Source organism: Thermophilibacter provencensis (genome assembly GCF_900128445.1).
Taxonomy (GTDB): domain Bacteria; phylum Actinomycetota; class Coriobacteriia; order Coriobacteriales; family Atopobiaceae; genus Thermophilibacter; species Thermophilibacter provencensis.
Genome location: NZ_LT671417.1, coordinates 1,603,314 through 1,623,874, shown reverse-complemented (window position 1 = coordinate 1,623,874; position 20,561 = coordinate 1,603,314). Strand labels below are relative to the sequence as shown.

Below are 20,561 nucleotides of genomic sequence, written 5' to 3'. Positions count from 1 at the left end.
TGTCCATGCCTGTCATTTCGGTTATCGTGCCGGTATATAACGTAGAACGCTATCTTGGCCGGTGCCTTGACAGCCTTATCGTCCAAAACTACCAAGACTTCGAGATCGTCCTCATCGATGACCAAGGAACCGATGGCTCCTCCGCCATTGCGCAGAGCTATGCAACGCGCTATCCACACCTCATCCGGTATATCGTCAACAGCGAGAATCTCGGCCTTGGCGCAACGCGAGACCGCGGCATTGCCGAAGCCCGCGGCGAGTATCTCATGTTCGTGGACAGCGACGACTACGTCTCATCGGATTATCTCGGCACCTACCTCACCGCGATGTGTGAACAGCCCGTCGACGTCGTGGTTGGAGGCTACACGCGAGATGTCGACGGCAAGCTGACCCCTCATTTTGCAGCCGATAGCGTCTGGAGCCTCACGACGTACACGATCGCCTGTGCCAAGTTGTTTCGAACGGCATTCCTTCGCGAACACGACCTGCATTTTTCACGTTCGCGCTGCGGAGAGGATATCTACTTCAGCTCTTCGCTATTCTGCTGTTCGCCGAGCTTTCGCGTCATTCCCTATGCTGGATACCATTACTTTTTCAATCGCGCATCCATCACGGGCTCTCTCGACCACACGAAAGACCACGAGGTGTTCGTCGCGCGGCTATTCGACGAGCTCCTTGCCGACCATCCGCTCGAGCAGCTGACCGTGGAACAGAAGTGGGTCGTGCAATACACCTACCTCGCCAACATGTTAAACGCGCTGCTCGTTCACAATCGAGGATGCGGAATACGCCGCATGCGAGAGAAGCGCGCCTTCGTCTTCGACGACGCGCTCCATCGATTCCCAGACATTGACCGGAATCCCCTGATCGCGCTAAGAGCCTCCCGAGGGCAGACGCTCAAAATCCGCCTGTCGGTATGGCTTTTGATGCGCCTTAGGAGAATCCACTGCGACGGCATCGTCTATACGCTCGCCGCCCTAATGTAGCCCTTGCGGCCAGCTACACCCTCATCAACGCGCATTGGAGACATCCGCAATCCATGAAACCCACCGAAGCCGACACGCGAAAAACACTCAACACCGCATTTTGGAACACCGTTGCGAACGTGCTCTCCCTCATCGTGGGCACGGCGATGGTACCCCTCATCACACGCGTTCTCTCCCCTGAAGAGCTCGGCATTGCCGCCACGTTCATCTCGACGCGCAATACCGCCAGCATCATCGTTTCGCTTGCCATCTATGCATTTGTCAACCATGGGCTCATCGATTATCCCAGCAGGCACAAGGACTTTATCGGATCGGTCGCCGCGTTCGTCGGTGCAGCGGTCTTCGCTGCGCTCGTGATTGCGTTGCCCTTTAAACAGCAGATCCAGCAGCTGCTCTTTCTTGACGACTTCCTATTCTTCTGGCTATTCCCCAGCATGGCATGCCTCGCGCTGTACTACATCGCCTACTATTTCTGTATCTTCAAAAACAAAACCAGCATCCTATTTTGGATCGTGCTTTGCGTTGGTCCCGTTGCACAGGTTGTCTCAGTCGCCCTCGCGCAGCTGTTTCACGGTTACGGCCAGCTGGGACGCGTCATCGGCCTCGATGCGACCTACGTCGTCATTTCAATAGTACTCATATGTTATCTGTGCTTCGGAAAGGAGCCGGCACGGCCGAACACCTCCTACGTCCGTGCTGCGCTGCGCTTCACCATCCCCCTTATCCCGCACCTCTTTTCCCAAATGGTGTTAACGCAATTCGATCTCACCATCGTGACCATGCTCGCAGGAGCGGACAAAGGCGGCATTTACAGCATGGGACACACTGTCGGCAATCTTGCCTATACCGTTATGACGCAAATCATGGCAGCATGGTCTCCTTGGGTCTACCGACGCCTCCGTGACGGCGAGAGGGACGTCGTGCGTTGCAATTGTGCCGTCGTCATCTGCCTCGGCGTCTATCTTTCATGTGGCCTCATTACCATCGCCCCCGAAGTCGTAACCCTGTTTCTCCCCGCCTCCTACGCGGACACCACGACCATCACCATCCCGCTCGTTGCGGCCATGTACTTCCAGTTTTGCTATCTCTTCTTATATGACCTGGAGTATTACCATAAAAAGGCCCACTGGATCGCAATCGGCTCCGTTATCACGGCCGTCATCAACATCGGACTCAATTTCGCACTCGTCCCCTTCCTCGGATACCTTTCCGTCAGCTACATCACCCTTTTGAGCTACGCGATTCTGTTTGCCATCAACTATGCATTCGTCACGCGCCTTGACGTTCGGGCAACGTATCGCATTCCGCTTTTGGGGGGAAGCCTTGTGTTCATGGTTGCGTTCGCATTCGCCATGCAGGCGCTTTCAAGCCACATCATCATACGCTATGCCATCATGGTCGCCATGACGGTCGCCGCGGGCGTTTCCCTCGCGCCTTCGCTCAAGCCATTTCTCTCCAACGTCAGGTCGGGAGGCACGCATGAATAACGTGGTTATTCCAACGGGTTATATGGGGTCGGGCTCATCCGCCCTTACCGATTTAATAGGCGAGTTTCGCGGCTACACGGAAAACCACGGCAGTTTTGAATACATTTTCCTTCATTGCCCCGATGGCGTTTTCGACTTGGAAGAGAAATTGCTCAGAAACAACAACGCCATCCGTAGCGACGAAGCGATCCACTCCTTCATCGAGACCATGGAGGCTCTCTTCGAGTCGAAGTTTTGGTGGCCTGGAAACTACCGCGCGAATCTTTCCGAGACCTTCATGGACCGCGTCTATGCCTTTGTGGATGAGCTTGTCGATTTCACATCGGATGCCTATTGGTATCACCAAGAGCGTCTCACGGGGCCCCGGCTCGCTCTATCCCTCGCAAAGCGAGCATGCACGCGCCTGACGCGCGGCATGATCAGTTTCCCCAAGATGCTACGCTACGCACCGATGGCTATCGCGCTCCCCACCTCTGAAGAGTACTATCAAGCTGCACGGCATTTCTTGCAGGATATTTTTATCGATCTTGGCATCGAAGAGCACCATCTGGTTCTCGACCAGCTCGTACTCCCCTTCAACCTCTCTCGACTTGATTCGTATTTTTCCGACAACGCGTTTGTGTTCGTCGTTCAGCGCGACCCGCGTGACGTCTTTCTGCTCAATAAATATGTATGGCTTCCGCAGGGCAACCCTGTGCCGTTCCCCACCGATGTGCATGCATTTTGCGCTTACTACCGTAGGATGCGTGATATGGAAACGCTCCCTCATAGTTTCCCTCACGTCATGCGCCTTAGCTTCGAGGACCTACTGTATCGATACGATGACACCGTGGCGTCCACCCTCAAGACACTCGGGCTGCGAGCGGACGACCACGTTGCGCCGCGCACGAAATTGATCCCGGAGCAGTCGCTCAATAACACGCAGCTCTTTCTCATTCCCGAATACCGTGATGAACGCATCGCAATCGAGCGAGCGTTACCGGAATTTCTCTACCGTTTCCCCTTCGAACGAGTTCCCGACCGCACAGCGATGTTCTAGCGTCCGACGGAAAACTGTGCGCCCCGACGACTACCTGCTGAGCAAACGACGCGTCTGCCGGCGGGCACATTCGATGGAGCCCGCGAAGCGCCGCAGCACGCGAAGGCGGCGACGGCACAGCAGCTTCAACATGATGAGACAGTCCACCCGAATGGCCTCGGCGCCACGTACCACCTCAAGGCCGCCCAAGCGCTCAAAGCTCTCTGCAATGCGCTCAAGCTCGGTAGAGATGTCTTTGTCAGTTGAGCCGATTAGAATGTTAAGCAGATATGCATATTGCACCGCGGCACCCTGCATCGCGTACGGGACGTAATCGCTTCCCCAACGCCGAGCCACCTCCAACAGCTCCCGGCAAACCACTTCGATACCTGCCAGCTGACCCGATCGATAGGACGCCGTCGAAGCACCGTCATTCGGTCGATAGTAATACAGCGCCTCCGCAAAAATCGTCGCACTTGCAGCACGGTCAAACGTGTACAGAGATTGGAGAATGTCCTCACCATGCATGACGGATTTGAACCGGTCGCTGGGAAATCCGTCCGCACGCAGCAGGCTGGTTCGAACCGCCCTGCTCCATATGCTGTTCATCTTTCCTGCGAGCAATTGGCGTCGCACGTACGCAAAGTCCTTCCCCCGGTATTCGCCATCGGGCAGATCAAACGTCTTGATTCGATGGCGGAACGCGGTATCCTGGCAGAAGGCATACTGAACGATGTCCGATTCTGTCTCGGCAATGCGCGCCGCCAGCGAGGCAAGAGCATGTGGAGCAAGACGGTCGTCCGCATCAAGGAACACGGTGTAGGTTCCTTGGGCTCGGGCGATGCCGTCGCAACGCGCCCTGAGCACTCCTTCATTGTCCTTGTGCACGACAGAAACGTTTCCAGCCGACGCTGAGAACTCCTCCGCAATGTCCCCCGTCTCATCGGTCGACCCATCATCGATAATCACGACTTCGAAATCGCGATACGTTTGAGCATCGAGCGAAAGGAGACCTGCCTCCAGATAACGTGCGGCATTGTATGCCGGCACTATGACCGTGAACAGCATGTCGTCCCTTTCCGCTGCTTTATGCCGCGTCTATCGAAGGTCCTTGAGTATCTGGTTAAGCTTGACTGAGATTGTTTCACACGAAAAGTCCCGCACGCGATTGAATCCGCTCTCACGGTAGTGCTCGCGCAAGCCGGCATCATCCAACATAGTTGCGATTTTCGCAGCCATGTCTTCGGCATCACCGACGCGACAACGCAAGCCATACCTATCGCTACCAAGAACTTCACTTACACCGGGAGGGCTATCGGTTGCCACAATCGGCGCTCCATATTTCATGGCTTCCAACAGCACAAATCCAAATCCCTCACATGGACTGGAGTGAACGAAAAGCTGTGCCGAAGCATAGAAATCCTCGACATCGTGGCGCAGCCCGACGAAGAACACGGAATCATCGAGTCCCAACGAACGAGTAAGTGCCTCGAGCTCCGCTCGCTGAGAGCCGTCTCCAACCAAAACGACATGAGGCGTTTTGCCATAACGTTCCTCCAGAATCTTGCGAGCGCGAATGACGGTCGCCGGGTCCTTATCGCGGTCGAGCCTCCCCACTACAAGGATATAACCCCCATGAGCCCGACGAAGCGCCGCAACGGCATCCGCGTGGGGCGGGCGAGCGGATAAGTCGATGGGGTTATAGAGCTGGTGGACCGACAAGTCGTCTGAGAGATACGGATGGGAGCTAAAAACGAATTCCTGTCGATCCGTCGAGAGCACGCATAAGTTGCGAACCTTCCGATACAGGTCTGCGAATGTGGGAGAGAGCACGAGATACTCAAGAATTGCACCATGCACCCAAGCCATGCGCTTTTCTGCCCGCACGAAACCATGTGCGACGAACGTCAGGTCCCGCATATGGCCAGAAAATGCGATGGCAACATCGTAGCGTCTCTTCGGCTGAACAATCCGAAGCACCAACATGCACAGCTTGCTCACCAGGTAGGCAAGCGGGTAGGCGTACTTTCCCCACCACCACCGCTTGACCATGAGCATATACTGTCCTGGAACGCAGGATAGCGGGAGAAATCCCGGATAGACAGCATCCGCGACACCTTCAAATTCATCCTGCAGTTCTGATTTTTCCGGCTGCAGGTTATAGACATCTACCTCGTGACCGGCTTGGGTCAGAAGCGCGACGTATTGGATACCGACCCGCTCAATTCCCCCCATGCCCAAGCCATCAAACACCATCGCGATTCTCATGCGTCGCCCCGCGTATCCTGTCGCTTGTCTTGGCAATACTCGACTATGGCCAACCGTTGCGTGAGCACGCTGATTTTTTGCGACTGCCTGCTCACGATAACCGTAAGGGACAGCGCGATTGCCATAAGACAGAACAAGCCGATGAAGAAGATGAAGTTTGCTGCCATTTCGAAGCCCAGCAGACCTGAAAGCAGAATGACGCAGTCCGGGAACAGGGCACTCAGGAGCAAGCCCACTACGAGCGTAAGCCATAGTAGGGAGTACTTGAGCAGCAGGCGCCTTCGGGAAACGAGACGAATCACGTAGAATGCCAGCAGAATGCAAAAGATGGCAATGCAGATGCGCAGCGTGACGGACATGAGCCCTACCTCCCTCTCCTTGCGGTATGTCCCATAGCGGCAATGAGAATGGCAAGCGTCACTTTCACCATATAGTAAGCACTCGCTGCGAACCCGATGGACGAAACGCCGCCCTGCCGTTCGTGCATGACCACCGGCATCTCGCGAATCGTAAGCCCCAAGCCCGCTGCTACGGCAATCGACTCCGGCTCCGGGTAATCAATCGGGTAGTTGTCGGCGAATAGGTCGATAGCCCGCCTACCGCAAGCACGGAACCCGGAAGTCGGATCGCTCACCGAGATATGGGCGAAGTGCCTCAGGCACCACGAAAGCCACGACTTGCCGACGCGCCTCATGAATGTCGATGTAAATCCGCCCGTTTCCTCCAAGAAGCGCGAACCTATCGCCAAATCGGCGCCCGATTCGACAAGCGCGACAATCGCATCTAGGAAGCGTGCATCATGCTGGCCATCCCCGTCGAACTGAACGTCGATATCGTAACCGAACGTCTGTGCGAAACGGTGCCCCGCTTGAACCGCTCCCCCTATGCCAAGGTTCTGCGGAAGGTTGAGCACGGAGATGCCATTCTCGCGACAAATCGAAAGCGTCGCATCGGATGATCCATCATTCACTACGATATAGTCATATCCAGCCGCAACAACGCTGCGGACGACATCGACGATGCTCTCCTGCTCGTTGTATGCAGGAATAATCACAAGCACGCGGGGCCGTGACATATCTCGTTTGCCCTGTTGCATAATCCACCTCAATCATGCATGAATATGAACATAAGTATATGCCCACGTCCCACCAACACCAAGAATCGGAAATCGGCCGAATCGAATCGCTCGCACGGCGCCCCTCGCTCACAGGCTATTGCTACGAAGGCTCAATCCGTAAAGGCCGTTGAGAGCACGCGCAACCGGTTTCGGCCAAAAGCGACGGAACATCTCGAGGTCTTCTTGAGATCGGATATTGTCCTGAATCAACGCGGACGTCTCGGACTCGAGATGGATGCGGTGATGCATGAGGATGCGGGGGATGTACACGAAGTCCCCTTGCATGCGCGAGATACGCTCCCATGCATCCCAATCAAGTCCCCCACGCATCTGGCTGCGAAACACGGGACTGGGCAGATTGGGCAGGCAATATGTCACCGAGGGGCAGCAGATGGGAGAGCCGAGCGACATCATACGACGACGGAGAGGCCTATTGCGCCAAGCCCTCCGGTGCTTCAACGGAGCGAGCATCGCGCGCTTCACCGCTAGCATTTTCGTGTTGTCGACGACGATGCCATCGCTCCCCGAGTGGGAACCCATACGGATTTCACCGTAGTCCGTAAAAGCAAGCAGGGGATGCTCGGCACGGTTCACGTAGTCGAGCACCAGCTCTGCAAATTGAGGCGCATAGACGTCATCTTGGTGAGCGATGGTAACCAAAGGCGTTTCGCAATGGCCTAGCGCACAATTCCAGTCGTGCGCGATGCTCGGGGCCCCTTCGTTGATGCACAGCCTGAGCTTGTAGCTAGCGGCTACACGTCGAATGGAATCGTTGGGCGTACTAGTTGCGATAAGAATGCGAGTTGGCAGCGTCTGCTCGCAGAGAGACCTCGCGCAGTCAGACAGAAACTTGGTCTCACCGTAAGCGCATATCACAAACGTATGGTCAGCTGCAGAAAAAGGCATGACTCCGTCCCGACACTCTTCCCATCCCGCCGTGGCGGGCGCATTTCCGCGCAGACGCCGCAGCGCATAATGAAACGCTGCTGTTCTCCCCATTGTAGCTGCTCAGCGCTCGCTGAAACCTCCGACCATGCAAATTGCGCACGCCCTATGCACGCCGGTTCGACGTATCAAACAACGAGGGCAGATCCGTCGCCGCTACAATGGCCCCAACGATAATCAGAAGAGCGCACATCACGCCGCGCAGGTCGGGCATCGCCCCCAGCATAATCAGCGAAAACGGAATAGTCCAAGCTGAATACGTGATGTTCAGGGCCATCGCACGTGCGGCGCCAAGCCGCGCGATGGCCTTGTAATACAGGAGATACGAGACCGTACCGCAGAATGCCGCTATCGCGATAAACGGCATCGCACTGCTTCTCAACGCATCAAGCGCACAGCTCCAGCCACCTAGCACGGGCAGGATTATCAAGGCGTAGGTCAGAGCCGATACGATTTCGCGAATCTGCATCGCGCACTCATCGTCGATCGAGGCGTCCCGCAGCTTCCAGTCGATAATAACGGCCTCGGTACCCCACCCGAAAACGCAAGCGAGTGCGGCCGCGATGCCAATTGCCCAGTTACCCGGCACATTTGCGGCGGGAGACCAGCTCAAAGCCGCGACGCTTACGAGGCACACCGAAAGTCCTGCCCATTGATAGCCCTTCATACGTTCCTTGAGCAGAAGGGTGGACAGCAATGCGCCCCACGCCGGGAAAAAGGCCGAGATCGCAGCAGTATACGCAGGTCCGATGTTATCGATGGCCACTACATAGCCCGTCATTCCCAGAGGGGCTCCCACCAGCGCGGCACCGGCCACAACGAGTCCATTGCGTGAGAAGAGCGTGCGCATGGCGGTGCGCAGCTTTCCGCGTGTCGACAAGTAAACGAGGGTGTATAGCGCGGAGCACGCATCGTGCAGGAACGTGCTCGTAAACGAGGCAAGGGCGATGGCCATCGGACTTGCTGAAAACACTGCCGTTGCGAGGGCGATACCGAGAATCACCGTATCGAGCGCCCACGTGATCGCCGCCCCGATACCGAATATCATTCCGCCACATCCTCGTATCGACGTAGCGCCGCATCCACATATTGAGCGGCGTACCGGTAATAGATATACAGCCATTCACCGACGCCGGCACCCTCGGCCTCCTTCACCAGAGCCCATACATACCAGCACCATCCGGCAAGCACCACGCGCGACCAGAAGTGCCTCAGCTCGCGCGACGTCGGACGTTTCCCCAGATAAAAAGTCAACGCTTGTTCCGCGAGATGTTCATCCGCCTCACTGCACACCGCATACGTCGCAACGTCATTCATGGGGTCGGACATTCCCGCATACTCCCAATCGATGATGCTAAGCTCGCCTTCATCATCGAAGAGGATGTTGAACTGCAGATAGTCGTTATGACTAAAGCACAGGCCGTATCCATCGCATTTCGAGAGCTCGTTAAGACGCGCCACCTTTCCGCGCAACTCAAAGTAACCCGGGATATCGATGGCGCCGCGTTCCGCAAGTGCCTTCTCGTAGCCAACACCGTTCTCGAAGAAATCGAATACCGTATCGAGTTCCACATCCGACTCGTGAATGCGGCGGCAAAGTTCCATGGCACGCTTCACGTCCGTGGGACTTGACGGGTCGAGCGTGCGGGCATGAGAGATGAAATGGCAGATCTTCCACCCCCGCTCATCATCCTCGTACATGAATGTCCGGTCGACACCGATTGACCGCGCCGCCGTGTTAGCGGCAACCTCCGTTTTGCGATTTATGAGCTTTTCGGTTCCCACACCGGGATGTCGGTATACATATTCATGGTCACCGACCGCAAAGTGGCATGAGAGGTTCGTGATACCTTGGCTCATGGGATAGAAGTGGGTAATCTCCTCCCGCTTGCATCCAAGGACGCGTTCGATGTTGTCGAAGATCTCCGAATCGACATTGAAGATGAAGTCCGGGTCGAAGTCTTCGAGCTCCGCAAGCGAATCGAACTCCCAAATCACGCCTTCGTCGTACCGTCGAATCTCCATGTCCAAAAGGTCGAGATGTGCGGCGTAGACATCTTCCCATAGTCTGCCGAATGTGTCGGGACGCTCGATCACATCGCCAAGGAGTCGCACGAATCGTTCGGAGAATGCGCGATCGAAATACGCATGCCCGAGCATGATCCATGAATCGCGGCCGCCGATGGAAAGCTTGGTGATACGACCGCCCGATCCGGTCCCAATGCACCACTCTGCCGTCTCTCCCTGTGCATACACAGAGGCGTAATAGGCTTTGTATACGTATCGCTCAAATGGATTGACCGTAAAATAGTCATCTGAAGAGCAAACGTAGGTATTGCGCAACCGATCGCGCACGAGCCAAAGCGTCCAACTATTGTTGCGCTCGGCGTACAAATCGTTCACAACGATCTTGACGCCATACTTTGCCACCAGGTAGAAGAAATACTCTTTCTTATAGCCGACGACAACCGTGATGTCCGAGATGCCGCGCTCGAGCAGCTGCTCGATCTGTCGCTCGATGAGAATCTCGCCCTTAACACGCAACATGCCTTTGGGTCGCTCGTATGAGAGGGGTACGAAACGGCTGGAGAGACCGGCCGCCATGATGACCGCATTGTCGATTCGATAGGGCTCGAGCGCGGAGATGCCCCTTTCGGTGATGCGCCCATCGAGCATCTTGCCATCTGCCTCAAGTCCGCGGGCAACGGAGCTTACCGTACCCAAAGCCAAACCGGTCTCCTGCGCGATTTGGCGCCTCGTCAAGGTATCGCCCGTCTTGCTGAGCGCATTCAGGATCTTGAATTCGTTTTTCGTGAGCGACATGGTCTCTCCCAAGAGGAAATCTGGTCGGCAAATCACGCATTATGTGTTCATATTTTACCATCAGATTAGAAAAACTGAATGCCAAATTGAAATGAACGCGTACTGTAGAAGCCGGGCAGAAGCGTGCAGAGTTTTACAAGCAAGACGACATGCCCAGCGACAGAGGCGGTATGAGCCGATTATCTCAGAAGCGTAATGCCTGATTCGCACCCAAGATACAGCACTCCTACCGATTCATTGCACACCTATGCCAGGAGATATTCACTCCACGGATTACGTTATTGTCGCTTCTTCCACCTCGTCATCCATACACAATTCATAGAGTTGCGCTGCGGCGTCGGACATATCCGTTTGAACGGGCTTTATCACCCTCATCATAGGGAGGTCCCTACGGAACCACGGCATATGCAGTCAGTAATGCGATTCGATGCAATCCAAAGTCAAGGCAATGGTCAACACAACGAGGACCGCTCGATAACGCGTTGACCGCGAAGTGCTCCACTCACTATCCTCTTGCCGCACACTCTATGCCTTGAGATTACATGTGAGCAATAGCGACATAATGCCCATCATCATCCGCGATAGCCCTGCGTGCGCATAGCTTGTCTCATCCGGCACGTTCTCGAAGCAGCGATATGAAAAGATTGACACCACCGAAAGACATGGCGCCATTCGTCACACCCCAAAGAACCCTTTCACGGCACCGACCACAGACGCACAATCCTCAGCCGAAAGCCCATAATACATCGGCAACCTCACCAGTCGGTCGCTCTCCTTCGTGGTGTAGACGTCCTCCCCATGGAACCTGCCGAATCTGAGCCCCGCGGGCGAGCTGTGCAGCGGCACGTAGTGGAACACCGCCATGACGCCATGCTGCTTGAGATGCTCGATGAAGGCGGTCCTCTCCTCGAGGTCCCTTACCTTGAGGTAGAACATGTGCGCGTTGTGCACGCACCCCTCGGGCACCACGGGAAGCTCGACCTTCCCCGCCTCCGCGAGAGGCTCAAACGCCTCGTAGTACGCATGCCAAGTGGCAAGGCGGTCATCGTTGATCTCGTCCGCCCTCTCGAGCTGGGCCCAGAGGTAGGCGGCGTTGAGGTCGCTCTGGAGATAGGAGCTGCCGCGGTCGACCCACGTGTACTTGTCCACCTGGCCAAGCTTGAAGAGCGAGCGGTTGGTGCCCTTCTCGCGGATGATCTCCGCGCGTTCGATGTAGGCCGGGTCGTTGATGACAAGGGCACCGCCCTCCCCCATCGAGTAGTTCTTGGTCTCGTGGAACGAGTAGCAGCCGAAGGTGCCGATGGTTCCCAGGGCACGCCCCTTGTAGGTGCTCATGACGCCCTGGGCTGCATCCTCGACCACGATGAGGTTGTGCTTGCGGGCGATGCGAACAATCTCGTCCATCTCGCAGGACACGCCGGCATAGTGCACGGGAACAATAACGCGAGTGCGCTCCGTGATGGCGTCCTCGATCTTGGCCTCATCGATGTTCATGGTGTCCGGGCGGATGTCCACGAAGACGAGCGTGGCGCCCATCGCCTGGAAGGCCGTCGCCGTGGACGAGAAGGTGAAGCTTGGGAGAATCACCTCGTCACCGGGCTTGAGGTCGCAGAGCACGGCGGCCATCTCGAGCGCGGCCGTGCCACTCGTGGTGAGCAGGACCTTCTCCGCGCCGAAGCGCTCCTCCATCCAGGCGTGGCACTTGCGGGAGAAGGGGCCATCGCCGCAGATCTTGCGGTTCTTCTCGGCGGCCTCGCGGACGTAGTCCATCTCGGTGCCCACGTAGGGCGGAACGTTGAAATCAATCATGCTATCTATCCCCCTCGGGGGCCGTCTCATAGGTCATGCGCTCATTATGCAGCAGAAGCGAGGAGCCGTCCTCGGAGAACACGGAGAAGGAGTCGTTGATCTTGTCGGTCAGCTCGTCAAGCTCCCCTCGTGCTTCGGAGGCGAGATAGCTCCGCATCACGTAGGGCTGGGCGCCCCGCCGGATGTCCTCGCCAACAGCGTAGTACATGAGCGTGTCAATGACGCGTGGGTCCGCCTCCGGGGACGGGACTCCCTCTATCTTGGCGATTCTCCCCTCCTTCCCATGGAAGAAGAGGCCGCACGCCACCCTGTCGAGGTGCGGGTCGTGCCCCGCCAGCCTCTCTCCCAGGCGCTCGGGCTCATAGACCGTGTCTATGAGCAGGTCCTCTACGGTAAGGCGCCCATAGGTAGCATACTCGAGCATCTCGTGCTCGGTCCCAAAGACGCGGCCGGCGCACTCGCACACCTGGATCCCACGACCGGGCTTCCAGAAGAACTGCATGCAGAGCGGGCCGTTCTCAAGGCCAACATAGCGCGCGACGCGGCCGGCGATGTCACGGGCAGCGTCGATGACGACATCAATGAGACAGCTCGGATAGACGATTCTGCTCACGTGAGGAATAGCGAACGGAACGTCATGGGTCTTCTCGCGATCAGCAACCTCGAGCACGATGGGCTCGCCACCCACGACCCAGCTCATCATGTTGAGCTCGTAGCCGTCGTTGTACTCCTCCACGATGATGCTGTCGGCGCTAGAGTAGCCCGCCACCTCATCGAATCGCTCGACGACTTGGTCTGGGGTGTCCAGCAGATAGACGCCGCGAGAGCCCCAGCCGCTGAGCGGCTTGGTCACCACGGGAAAGGAGAGCTCAGACAGGCCCTCACGGATGCTCTGGCGCCGCACGACGGCCGTCCTCGGGTAGGGCACCCCCAGCTCGTCGAACATGGACTTCATGCGCGTCTTGTCGCGCAGGATGGCAAGTCGCGCTGAGGGCAGGTAGAACGGCAGCCCCGCCCTCTCAGCGATGATGGAGGCCTGCTCGGCAAGGTTGTCAGAGAACGCCGTGATGATGCCGTCGGCGCCCGTCCTGTGGCAGACCTCCGCGATGGCGTCATGGTCATAGACGCTCACGTCGAAGCTCTCGTCGGCGAGCGCCTTGGCAGGGCCGTTAGGATAGCCGTCACAGGCGACGGTAGCAATCCCCCGCTCGCGAGCACGATTGACCAGAGGTGAGAACTCTGAGGTCGAGCCGAGAATCAGCAGCTTGTGTTGAGACAACGTCTTACCCTCCTGGTCTTCCCTACTCCTCGGTAGGGATGCCCTCGGCCGCGTTGAACTTCCTCACACCGAACATCTTCCAGCTCAAGAGTAGGAACACGACGGCAAGAAGCGTAATGACGACCCCCGCAGGAAGCCCCCACCCAGCGAGCAGGAGGGTCGGCGTGAGCGCGACGAGCAAGGCATCCACAATGGTGAAGAAGAGCCAGACCAGGCCGAAGTCCCCAAGCGCACCTGTCTTGAACTCGGGGTCGGAGACGCGGAGCAGCAGCACGCCCGTGGCGAGCACGCCCGTGCACTGGCCGAAGATGAAGAGGCCCCTCTCGTACCAGCAGTTCCTGAGGAAGTGCCCCGCGATGACGAAGTGGAAGAAGAACACGCAGGCAAAGCCGAGTACCGCGAGCACGGCAATGGGAACCGCGTACTTAACGACGACGTTGATGCTGATAGAGGCGACGCCAAAGGCCACGAGATAGTCCGTCGTGCAGCTGCAGATGTGCGTGATGGGGCGCTTGTCAACGTAGGTGTCCAGCTTGAGCGCGCGCAGCAGCGCCTGGAGCATGATGCCGCAGATGATGGCGATGCCATACGTGGGGAAGGCGATCTGCGGCAGCGCGATGGAGAGCCCGTGGTTGATGAGGTAGGCGAGCCCCGTCGTTGCGAGGACGAGAGCGCCGTGCCACGTGAGCGAGTCCATGGAGATGGAGTTCACCGTGTCCTCTCCGAGCGACTCGCGCTTCTCCGGCGGGTTGAGTCCGATGCGCATCTCCTCAGGGAGCTCCTCGACCTTCTTGAGCACGCGAGTGTAGCCCTTCCTCGTGCCAAGGTTGACGAGGGCAACGCCAAAGACGATGCCGCCGAGCAGTCCGATGGTCGCGAATGCCTGACCTATGCTCGTCGCCTCGTCCCAGCCGTGCTCGGCGAAGACGCCCCCCATGGCTGCTGCGGTGCCGTGGCCGCCCGCAAATCCCGCAGGCAGCATGAGGCCGAAGGACTCGTTGATACCGGGGAAGACGAGTGGGAGCACCAGCACGCCAATGAGGATGAAGAGGCCGAACTGAGCAATCTCCGCCGCACCGTTCACGAAGAAGGAATCGCCCGCCTTTTTTACCATGGAGCCAAAGGAGACCTTGCGACGCTCCCCCAGGAACATCGTGCCAAACACCACGGAGATGAGCACTCCTGCGTAATCGGAGATGGCCGGGGAGAACGGCAGGACGTTCAGAAACTGGTGACCGAGGAAGAGGCCTAGGAACCCCGCGATGAGCGGGGCGGGGATGTAGAGGTTCTGAAAGAGCTTTACCCTCGTGCGAATGATGTGAGACACGAGGAGAAGGCCGGACATGATGCAGAAGTCGAGCAGGAAGTCTGTGACGGTCACGATGCCCCCTAGTCCTCGAAGATCTTGGTGATGTACTCCTCGTACTTGCGGGCGATGATCATCTGGTGACGATAGGTGTAGTCCTCGATGTCGCGACCCTGGAAGCAGCGGAGGTGGTTGTCGATGAGCTCGTAGCCGCTCATGACGGTGAACTCGGCCCCAGCGGAGAAGCGTGGGTTGCACTCAACGAAGTGATAGGTTCCCTCGGGGTCGAGAATCCACTCGAAGTTCACGCTGCCGCGAATGTCGAGCGCCTTGGCGAGCTCGCGGCTGCGTGCCTCAAGGTCCTCGTCGTGGTACATGCGCACGGTGATGGCACAGAAGTTGCTCGTCTCAAGAAGCTCCTCACGCACCACGACGACGGTCTTTCCGCTCTCGGGGCTGCGCACGATCTCTGACATGACGATGGGGCCCTCGACGAAGGGCTGGACGATGTAGCGCTCGGGCTCCTCGATCGCCGCCATGGCGGCCGCCCAGTCGTACTCGTTGTAGATGCGATAGAGGCCGATGCTGCTGCGGCCGTCATAGGGCTTCACGATGACGGGGTAGCCGAACGGCGTGCCGTCCTGGCACTCTGTGAGGCTGAGCGTGGTGATGGTCTTGATCTGGGGGCAGTGCTCGTTGATGAACTCCGCGAGCGTCTTCTTGTTGCGGATCGTGTCGAGCGCGCTCTTGGGTGACATGCAGAAGGTGGCGCCCGTCTTGGCGAGGCGCTCGCGGTTGGCGTTGAAGACGTCGATGTCGAGATCCGTCATGGGAAAGACGAAGTCGACGTGCTCGCGCGCGCAGACGTCCTCGATGAAGGCGAGGTAGTTCTCGACGTCCATCGTATAGGGCGCGCGATAGAACGCACCGACCTCAAGGGCGTCGGCAACGTACTCGCGCGGGTTGATGTCGGTCCCCACCACACGGTGGTTGAGACGCTTGAGGGTCTTGATGGTGATGTCGGCCGCGACGGAGCCGAGCGAGGTGACGAGAACGGTAGCCATGGCTTTGAAGACCTCCAGAAAAACAGGCGAAACGACCTTTAGCATTTTAAACCATATGGAAGGGCGCGCGATGTCCAAGTCATTCTCGGACATCGCGCGCCCAACATGCCCTTAGGTCATCGGCTAGATGGTGACGACCGTAGTCCCATACGAGGCGTTAAAGTAGATCCACTTTGCATTCTCCTCGAGCAGGCGAATGCAGCCGTGGGAAATCTTCTTCCCGATTTGGTTGGGGTCGCTGTACCCGCCATCCCAGCCAATCGTGGAGTGGAAACCAAGGTCAAGGCAGAAGTTGGTGTACCACTTGATGTCATCCTTGGCGAAGTAGCGCGTCTGGTAGTCGTAGGGGTTGCCATACTCGGAGTAGTCGGGGTCGCTCGTCCAGTTGCAGTAGGCGCCGTCCCCGCCAATCGTATAGGTTCCGCGAATGGTTCCCTGGCCACCGTTGTACTGGGGAAGCCCGACGCCGCAGAGCCAGTCGAAGATGGGCTTCCAGTTGCCGGCGCTACCCTGGAAGACGACGGTGTGACAGTTCTCGCAGTCAACGGCAATGAGGTACTGGGTGGCACTGTAAACGTCCTTGATGCGCGCCCAGAGATTCAGGGCAACCTGAGAGACGGGGACATCTTCGAGAACTCCGTCGTTGTTGCCATAGTACACATTCCCAGACGGGGCGATGTACAGGCCACGCACAACATAGCCTTCATTGTCACGCCCGTAGTAGTCATTCCCGTCGAGCGTGAAGAAACCGATACGGGCTCCCATCAACCCATCGCCCGGAGCGCTGTCGATACGATAGCGCTGCATCGACCCGTCGTACTTATCCGTAACGAGCCAGCCCTCGGTCCAGGCGAGCACGCCATCGTTGTCCGCAAGAAGCATCCCATTACCATACCGCAACTTGCCCCTGAGAACATAGCCGACGTTCTTAAGCCCATAATAGTGGCTACCGCCATAATCGATGCGCCCAGTCTGAGCGTAGTAAACGCCATCAATCTTTTTGAGGAAATACCTCTGCAGGCCATTCCCAAACTCAGAGGAGACCACAAAACCGGACTCACCGGCAACGGTAGCAATCTTGCCATCATTGTCCGCAAGGAGATAGCCGTTAGCCATTAACTTACTACCGCGCAGCACGTAGCCCGCGTCGGTGGTGTAGTGCGCCCAGTTGCCGGCGCCCTTTGAGCCGTTGTCGTAGCCCACGACGGCCGCGTGCTTCCCGGCGTCGATCCAGTAGCGCTGGAGGCCCTGGCCGAAGTCGTCGGAGACGACCCAGCCGCCAGCGGCGCCCCCGGCGAGGTTGCCGTCGTTGTCGGCGAGGTAGACGAGGTTGCCCACGGGAAGGTGCCCGCGCAGGACGTAGCCCTCGGAGGTGACGTAGGTCCAAGAGGAGGCGCCCGTCTGGTGGACGCCCACGGAGGCGACCCTGTCGCCCTCGAACCAGTAGCGCTGGAGGCCCTGGCCGAAGTCGTCGGTCACGAGCCACCCGGAGGTGTAGAGGCGCCCGTCGTTGTCGGCGTAGTACATGTGGCCGTCGTCGGAGCCGCGCCCCGCGCCGCGCAGCACGTAGCCCGCGTCGGTGGTGTAGTGCGCCCAGTTGCCGGCGCCCTTTGAGCCGTTGTCGTAGCCCACGACGGCCGCGTGCTTCCCGGCGTCGATCCAGTAGCGCTGGAGGCCCTGGCCGAAGTCGTCGGAGACGACCCAGCCGCCAGCGGCGCCCCCGGCGAGGTTGCCGTCGTTGTCGGCGAGGTAGACGAGGTTGCCCACGGGAAGGTGCCCGCGCAGGACGTAGCCCTCGGAGGTGACGTAGGTCCAAGAGGAGGCGCCCGTCTGGTGGACGCCCACGGAGGCGACCCTGTCGCCCTCGAACCAGTAGCGCTGGAGGCCCTGGCCGAAGTCGTCGGTCACGAGCCACCCGGAGGTGTAGAGGCGCCCGTCGTTGTCGGCGTAGTACATGTGGCCGTCGTCGGAGCCGCGCCCCGCGCCGCGCAGCACGTAGCCTGCGTCGGTGGTGTAGTGCGCCCAACCGCCATTTTCGGTAGAGTCGGAATAGCCCCTACGAATCGCGTGGGAGTCGCTCTCAACATAGTATCGCTGCTGTCCGTCACCAAAGTCGCCGACGTGCCATCCATCCGTAAGTAGAACGCCATCGTTATTGGCAATATAAAGGAGGTCACCAACCCACTTCGATTCACGCAGCACCCAGCTGCTGAGGGCATAGCCAAAGGTGCCGTCGCCAATCTCGAACACGCCACCGGTGAACTTCTTGCCTTCCTTCACCCAGTAGCGCTGGAGCCCCTGGCCCTCATGGTCGTCGACCACCCAGCCGGTGTACTCCCTCGCCGTCCCGTCCTCGTTGGTGGTGCCATCCCAGTAGAAGTCCCCGTCCCAGCCGACCTTGGGAAGCTCGACGTCAACGTCCGAAGCATCAGAGGAAGGAGTCTCGGAAGCATCGAGGACATCGTCGGCCACAATCGCTGAGGAAGAGTCTTCTTCGACGAGGTCTGTATCGGTTGCGACAGTCGGGTCGGTGGGGGCGATGGCCCCATTCTCGGCAGGAGAGTTCGCGTCAGGGCCAAGCGCATCCGACCCCTCCTGGAGCGTGCCCTCAGTTTCATCAGTATCCAAGACGGGGTCCGAGGGCTCTACGACATCCGGGGTGTCCTCGTCGACAGTCACGCCATCGGCCTCATCAGGCACCTCAGCGCCTACAGAGGAATCCGTCCCGGGCAAGGTAACAAGATCTCTACCGGCCTCATCCTCGGCGAGGACCTCGTGCCCAGACAGTGGGGCATTTGGGGCAACCTCATCCGCCAGCGCGACAGATGGCACGGCGACAAGTGTCGCACCAAGTCCTAGCGTCGCCATGAGGCCGGCGACAACGCAGGGCTTCTTGTTCATAGGCATTGCAAGCTCCATCCCCTCACGCACCTGTTAGGCACACGAATAATCCCTTCGACCCCTGGCTGTCGTTTAGGTTTCGTTTACGGGGTAAAGCCATGAGCATTATAGCCCATATTCAACTACCCAATGATGCGCCTTTTCATCAAACTCGAATCGGACTAGAAAACGTCGCTATACCGGAACTCCCAGAGCGTCGTGCCAATGGGAATGTTGTCATAAACCCACTTGGCACTCCCCCACTGAAGACCGGCGCACCCGCGGTTCGACCATCCGGTCGTTGTCTCACCGGTGGAATGCACGGCGGCGCAGTCCTCATACCCCTTTCCGGGCACGTATCGGAGGTATCCGTAGCTGTCACTGGAATAGGACTCGATATAGCAGGTCGACCAGTCGTTGAGCCCCTTCCCAAAGTACTCATCTGCCCAGTTGCAAATTTTCTTGTGGACGACGGTCCAGACGCCCGAGTAGGTGTTTTTGGCACCATTGCAGTTCCACAGCTTCACGGCCTGCCAGCTCCCACCTGAGCGCTGGAATACGATGAAGCGGCAAAGCTCGTTGTCAAATGCTATGAAATAACTCGTGCTACTTCCGATGCTTGCGGCTCTTGAGGCGAGGGCGTTGATATATTCGGTATCACCCGCCCACGTGACCGTGTCGAGATAGGGATCACGCGTCCGGGTCCCCGTAAGGGGCCCGTCGCTGTAGTTGGGGTCACTGTCCACTTGCCCGGAGTCGCCAGGGTTCGTTACGCTCCCACCGTCCTGACCCTCACCACCCTCAGACGGCTCGGGCTCCTTCGTGTCCTCACGATCGGCGTCCGCCTGCTTCAGGTCCTCCGCGTCCGCACTGGAGGACTCGGCGGCCTCGACGGCGGTGGCAATGTTCTCGTTCTGAGCCTGCTCAGACACAAGCTCTGCGCGGGCCTGCTCATCAAGGGAGTTATACACCGCAGCCGCCTCGTCGACCGTTCCCTGATACTCCTCCACAAGCGCCATCAGCTCGTCGACCTTTGCCTGCTGCTCTGCCTGTCTACCCTCGAGCTCCCTCTGCTCCTGAGCGAGTCGGTCTGCCGCCGACTTGACCGAATCGATCTTCTCGGCTTGGTCACTGAGAATCTTCTCCGCGTAATAGGTCCTGTTGACGAAATCTTCGAAGCTGCTCGAGCTCAACAGGAACTCGAGAATCGAGGAGGATCCCACTTTGTAGTTGTACCGCATGTCCTCTGAGAGGTCCGCCTGACGCGCCGACAGCTCCTCCTGGGCGGCGACGACCTCCTCGCCCTTGGCATCTGCCGCGGCATCGAGCTCCTCGGAGTCGGCGGTTGCGACTGCAAGTTGGCTCTGCAGGTCTGCAAGCTGGCTGCCCAGTTCCTCGAGTCTCCCAGCCGCCGTAGCAAGATCTGATTGTGCGTCAGCGGCTACAGCAGAGCCGGGAAAGACAAGCATGGCTGCCCCGAACGAGAGAGCCAGGGTAACTGCCATCACTGCAACGGAACCACGCCTCAATTTCATTCGTCACTCCCTGAGGAAACCCATCAAAGAATAGACCATGCAGA

The 20,561-nt window shown here is 58.3% G+C and carries 16 protein-coding genes; 3 read left to right on the top strand and 13 right to left on the bottom strand.

Going from position 1 to position 20,561, the window contains the following annotated elements; genetic code table 11:
• The first annotated feature begins 5 nt into the window (after positions 1 to 5).
• From BQ7391_RS07290 to BQ7391_RS07280, 3 genes are read left to right on the top strand one after another with little or no spacing between them, the layout of a single operon-like run.
• Positions 6 to 986, top strand: a complete 981-nt coding sequence (locus BQ7391_RS07290; RefSeq protein WP_075279997.1) for a glycosyltransferase family 2 protein — start codon at positions 6 to 8, stop codon at positions 984 to 986.
• A 53-nt stretch (positions 987 to 1,039) separates the two neighbouring features.
• The gene (locus tag BQ7391_RS07285) at positions 1,040 to 2,473 is read left to right on the top strand and encodes an oligosaccharide flippase family protein (protein ID WP_075279996.1); all 1,434 of its coding nucleotides are present in this window, start codon (positions 1,040 to 1,042) and stop codon (positions 2,471 to 2,473) included.
• Positions 2,466 to 3,512: a hypothetical protein gene (locus tag BQ7391_RS07280; protein ID WP_129583928.1), complete on the top strand. Its 1,047-nt coding sequence runs from the start codon at positions 2,466 to 2,468 to the stop codon at positions 3,510 to 3,512. The genes BQ7391_RS07285 and BQ7391_RS07280 overlap by 8 nt, the downstream gene beginning before the upstream one ends.
• 30 nt (positions 3,513 to 3,542) lie before the next feature.
• Here the strand turns inward: BQ7391_RS07280 and BQ7391_RS07275 are convergent, their stop codons facing one another.
• The 13 genes from BQ7391_RS07275 to BQ7391_RS07215 form a co-directional block, all read right to left on the bottom strand.
• Complete coding sequence (locus tag BQ7391_RS07275; protein WP_075279994.1) at positions 3,543 to 4,559, bottom strand: glycosyltransferase family 2 protein; 1,017 nt, start codon at positions 4,557 to 4,559, stop codon at positions 3,543 to 3,545.
• A gap of 30 nt (positions 4,560 to 4,589) precedes the next feature.
• Entirely contained in the window at positions 4,590 to 5,759 is a 1,170-nt protein-coding gene (locus BQ7391_RS07270) for a glycosyltransferase (RefSeq protein WP_075279993.1), read from the bottom strand.
• Complete coding sequence (locus tag BQ7391_RS07265) at positions 5,756 to 6,118, bottom strand: DUF2304 domain-containing protein (protein ID WP_075279992.1); 363 nt, start codon at positions 6,116 to 6,118, stop codon at positions 5,756 to 5,758. The genes BQ7391_RS07270 and BQ7391_RS07265 overlap by 4 nt, the downstream gene beginning before the upstream one ends.
• Before the next feature lie 5 nt (positions 6,119 to 6,123).
• Positions 6,124 to 6,855: a glycosyltransferase family 2 protein gene (locus BQ7391_RS07260; protein WP_235858640.1), complete on the bottom strand. Its 732-nt coding sequence runs from the start codon at positions 6,853 to 6,855 to the stop codon at positions 6,124 to 6,126.
• Positions 6,856 to 6,963: 108 nt separating this feature from the next.
• Entirely contained in the window at positions 6,964 to 7,875 is a 912-nt protein-coding gene (locus tag BQ7391_RS07255; protein WP_235858639.1) for a glycosyltransferase family A protein, read from the bottom strand.
• A gap of 52 nt (positions 7,876 to 7,927) precedes the next feature.
• Complete coding sequence (locus BQ7391_RS07250) at positions 7,928 to 8,869, bottom strand: DMT family transporter (RefSeq protein WP_075279989.1); 942 nt, start codon at positions 8,867 to 8,869, stop codon at positions 7,928 to 7,930.
• The gene (locus BQ7391_RS07245) at positions 8,866 to 10,644 is read right to left on the bottom strand and encodes a phosphotransferase (protein WP_075279988.1); all 1,779 of its coding nucleotides are present in this window, start codon (positions 10,642 to 10,644) and stop codon (positions 8,866 to 8,868) included. The genes BQ7391_RS07250 and BQ7391_RS07245 overlap by 4 nt, the downstream gene beginning before the upstream one ends.
• Positions 10,645 to 11,319: 675 nt before the next feature.
• On the bottom strand, positions 11,320 to 12,453 hold the full coding sequence (gene rffA / locus BQ7391_RS07240; RefSeq protein ID WP_075279987.1) for a dTDP-4-amino-4,6-dideoxygalactose transaminase: 1,134 nt from the start codon (positions 12,451 to 12,453) through the stop codon (positions 11,320 to 11,322).
• A 1-nt stretch (position 12,454) separates the two neighbouring features.
• Positions 12,455 to 13,732: an ATP-grasp domain-containing protein gene (locus tag BQ7391_RS07235; RefSeq protein WP_075279986.1), complete on the bottom strand. Its 1,278-nt coding sequence runs from the start codon at positions 13,730 to 13,732 to the stop codon at positions 12,455 to 12,457.
• Between the two features lie 22 nt (positions 13,733 to 13,754).
• On the bottom strand, positions 13,755 to 15,113 hold the full coding sequence (locus BQ7391_RS07230; RefSeq protein ID WP_075279985.1) for a sodium/glutamate symporter: 1,359 nt from the start codon (positions 15,111 to 15,113) through the stop codon (positions 13,755 to 13,757).
• A gap of 8 nt (positions 15,114 to 15,121) precedes the next feature.
• A complete protein-coding gene (locus BQ7391_RS07225) occupies positions 15,122 to 16,102 on the bottom strand; it encodes an ATP-grasp domain-containing protein (RefSeq protein ID WP_075279984.1) in 981 nt (326 codons plus the stop codon).
• A gap of 123 nt (positions 16,103 to 16,225) precedes the next feature.
• Entirely contained in the window at positions 16,226 to 18,802 is a 2,577-nt protein-coding gene (locus tag BQ7391_RS07220) for a L,D-transpeptidase (RefSeq protein WP_129583927.1), read from the bottom strand.
• A 362-nt stretch (positions 18,803 to 19,164) separates the two neighbouring features.
• Entirely contained in the window at positions 19,165 to 20,517 is a 1,353-nt protein-coding gene (locus tag BQ7391_RS07215) for a coiled-coil domain-containing protein (RefSeq protein WP_075279982.1), read from the bottom strand.
• Positions 20,518 to 20,561: the final 44 nt, after the last annotated feature.

Bases quoted from the DNA above. Each gene is read 5' to 3' on its own strand.
- BQ7391_RS07290 (WP_075279997.1), top strand. From the start codon at position 6: ATGCCTGTCATTTCGGTTATCGTGCCGGTATATAACGTAGAACGCTAT.
- BQ7391_RS07245 (WP_075279988.1), bottom strand. From the start codon at position 10,644: ATGTCGCTCACGAAAAACGAATTCAAGATCCTGAATGCGCTCAGCAAG.
- BQ7391_RS07275 (WP_075279994.1), bottom strand. From the start codon at position 4,559: ATGCTGTTCACGGTCATAGTGCCGGCATACAATGCCGCACGTTATCTG.
- BQ7391_RS07215 (WP_075279982.1), bottom strand. From the start codon at position 20,517: ATGAAATTGAGGCGTGGTTCCGTTGCAGTGATGGCAGTTACCCTGGCT.
- BQ7391_RS07280 (WP_129583928.1), top strand. From the start codon at position 2,466: ATGAATAACGTGGTTATTCCAACGGGTTATATGGGGTCGGGCTCATCC.
- BQ7391_RS07255 (WP_235858639.1), bottom strand. From the start codon at position 7,875: ATGGGGAGAACAGCAGCGTTTCATTATGCGCTGCGGCGTCTGCGCGGA.
- BQ7391_RS07285 (WP_075279996.1), top strand. From the start codon at position 1,040: ATGAAACCCACCGAAGCCGACACGCGAAAAACACTCAACACCGCATTT.
- BQ7391_RS07260 (WP_235858640.1), bottom strand. From the start codon at position 6,855: ATGCAACAGGGCAAACGAGATATGTCACGGCCCCGCGTGCTTGTGATT.
- BQ7391_RS07250 (WP_075279989.1), bottom strand. From the start codon at position 8,869: ATGATATTCGGTATCGGGGCGGCGATCACGTGGGCGCTCGATACGGTG.
- BQ7391_RS07270 (WP_075279993.1), bottom strand. From the start codon at position 5,759: ATGAGAATCGCGATGGTGTTTGATGGCTTGGGCATGGGGGGAATTGAG.
- BQ7391_RS07265 (WP_075279992.1), bottom strand. From the start codon at position 6,118: ATGTCCGTCACGCTGCGCATCTGCATTGCCATCTTTTGCATTCTGCTG.
- BQ7391_RS07225 (WP_075279984.1), bottom strand. From the start codon at position 16,102: ATGGCTACCGTTCTCGTCACCTCGCTCGGCTCCGTCGCGGCCGACATC.
- rffA (WP_075279987.1), bottom strand. From the start codon at position 12,453: ATGATTGATTTCAACGTTCCGCCCTACGTGGGCACCGAGATGGACTAC.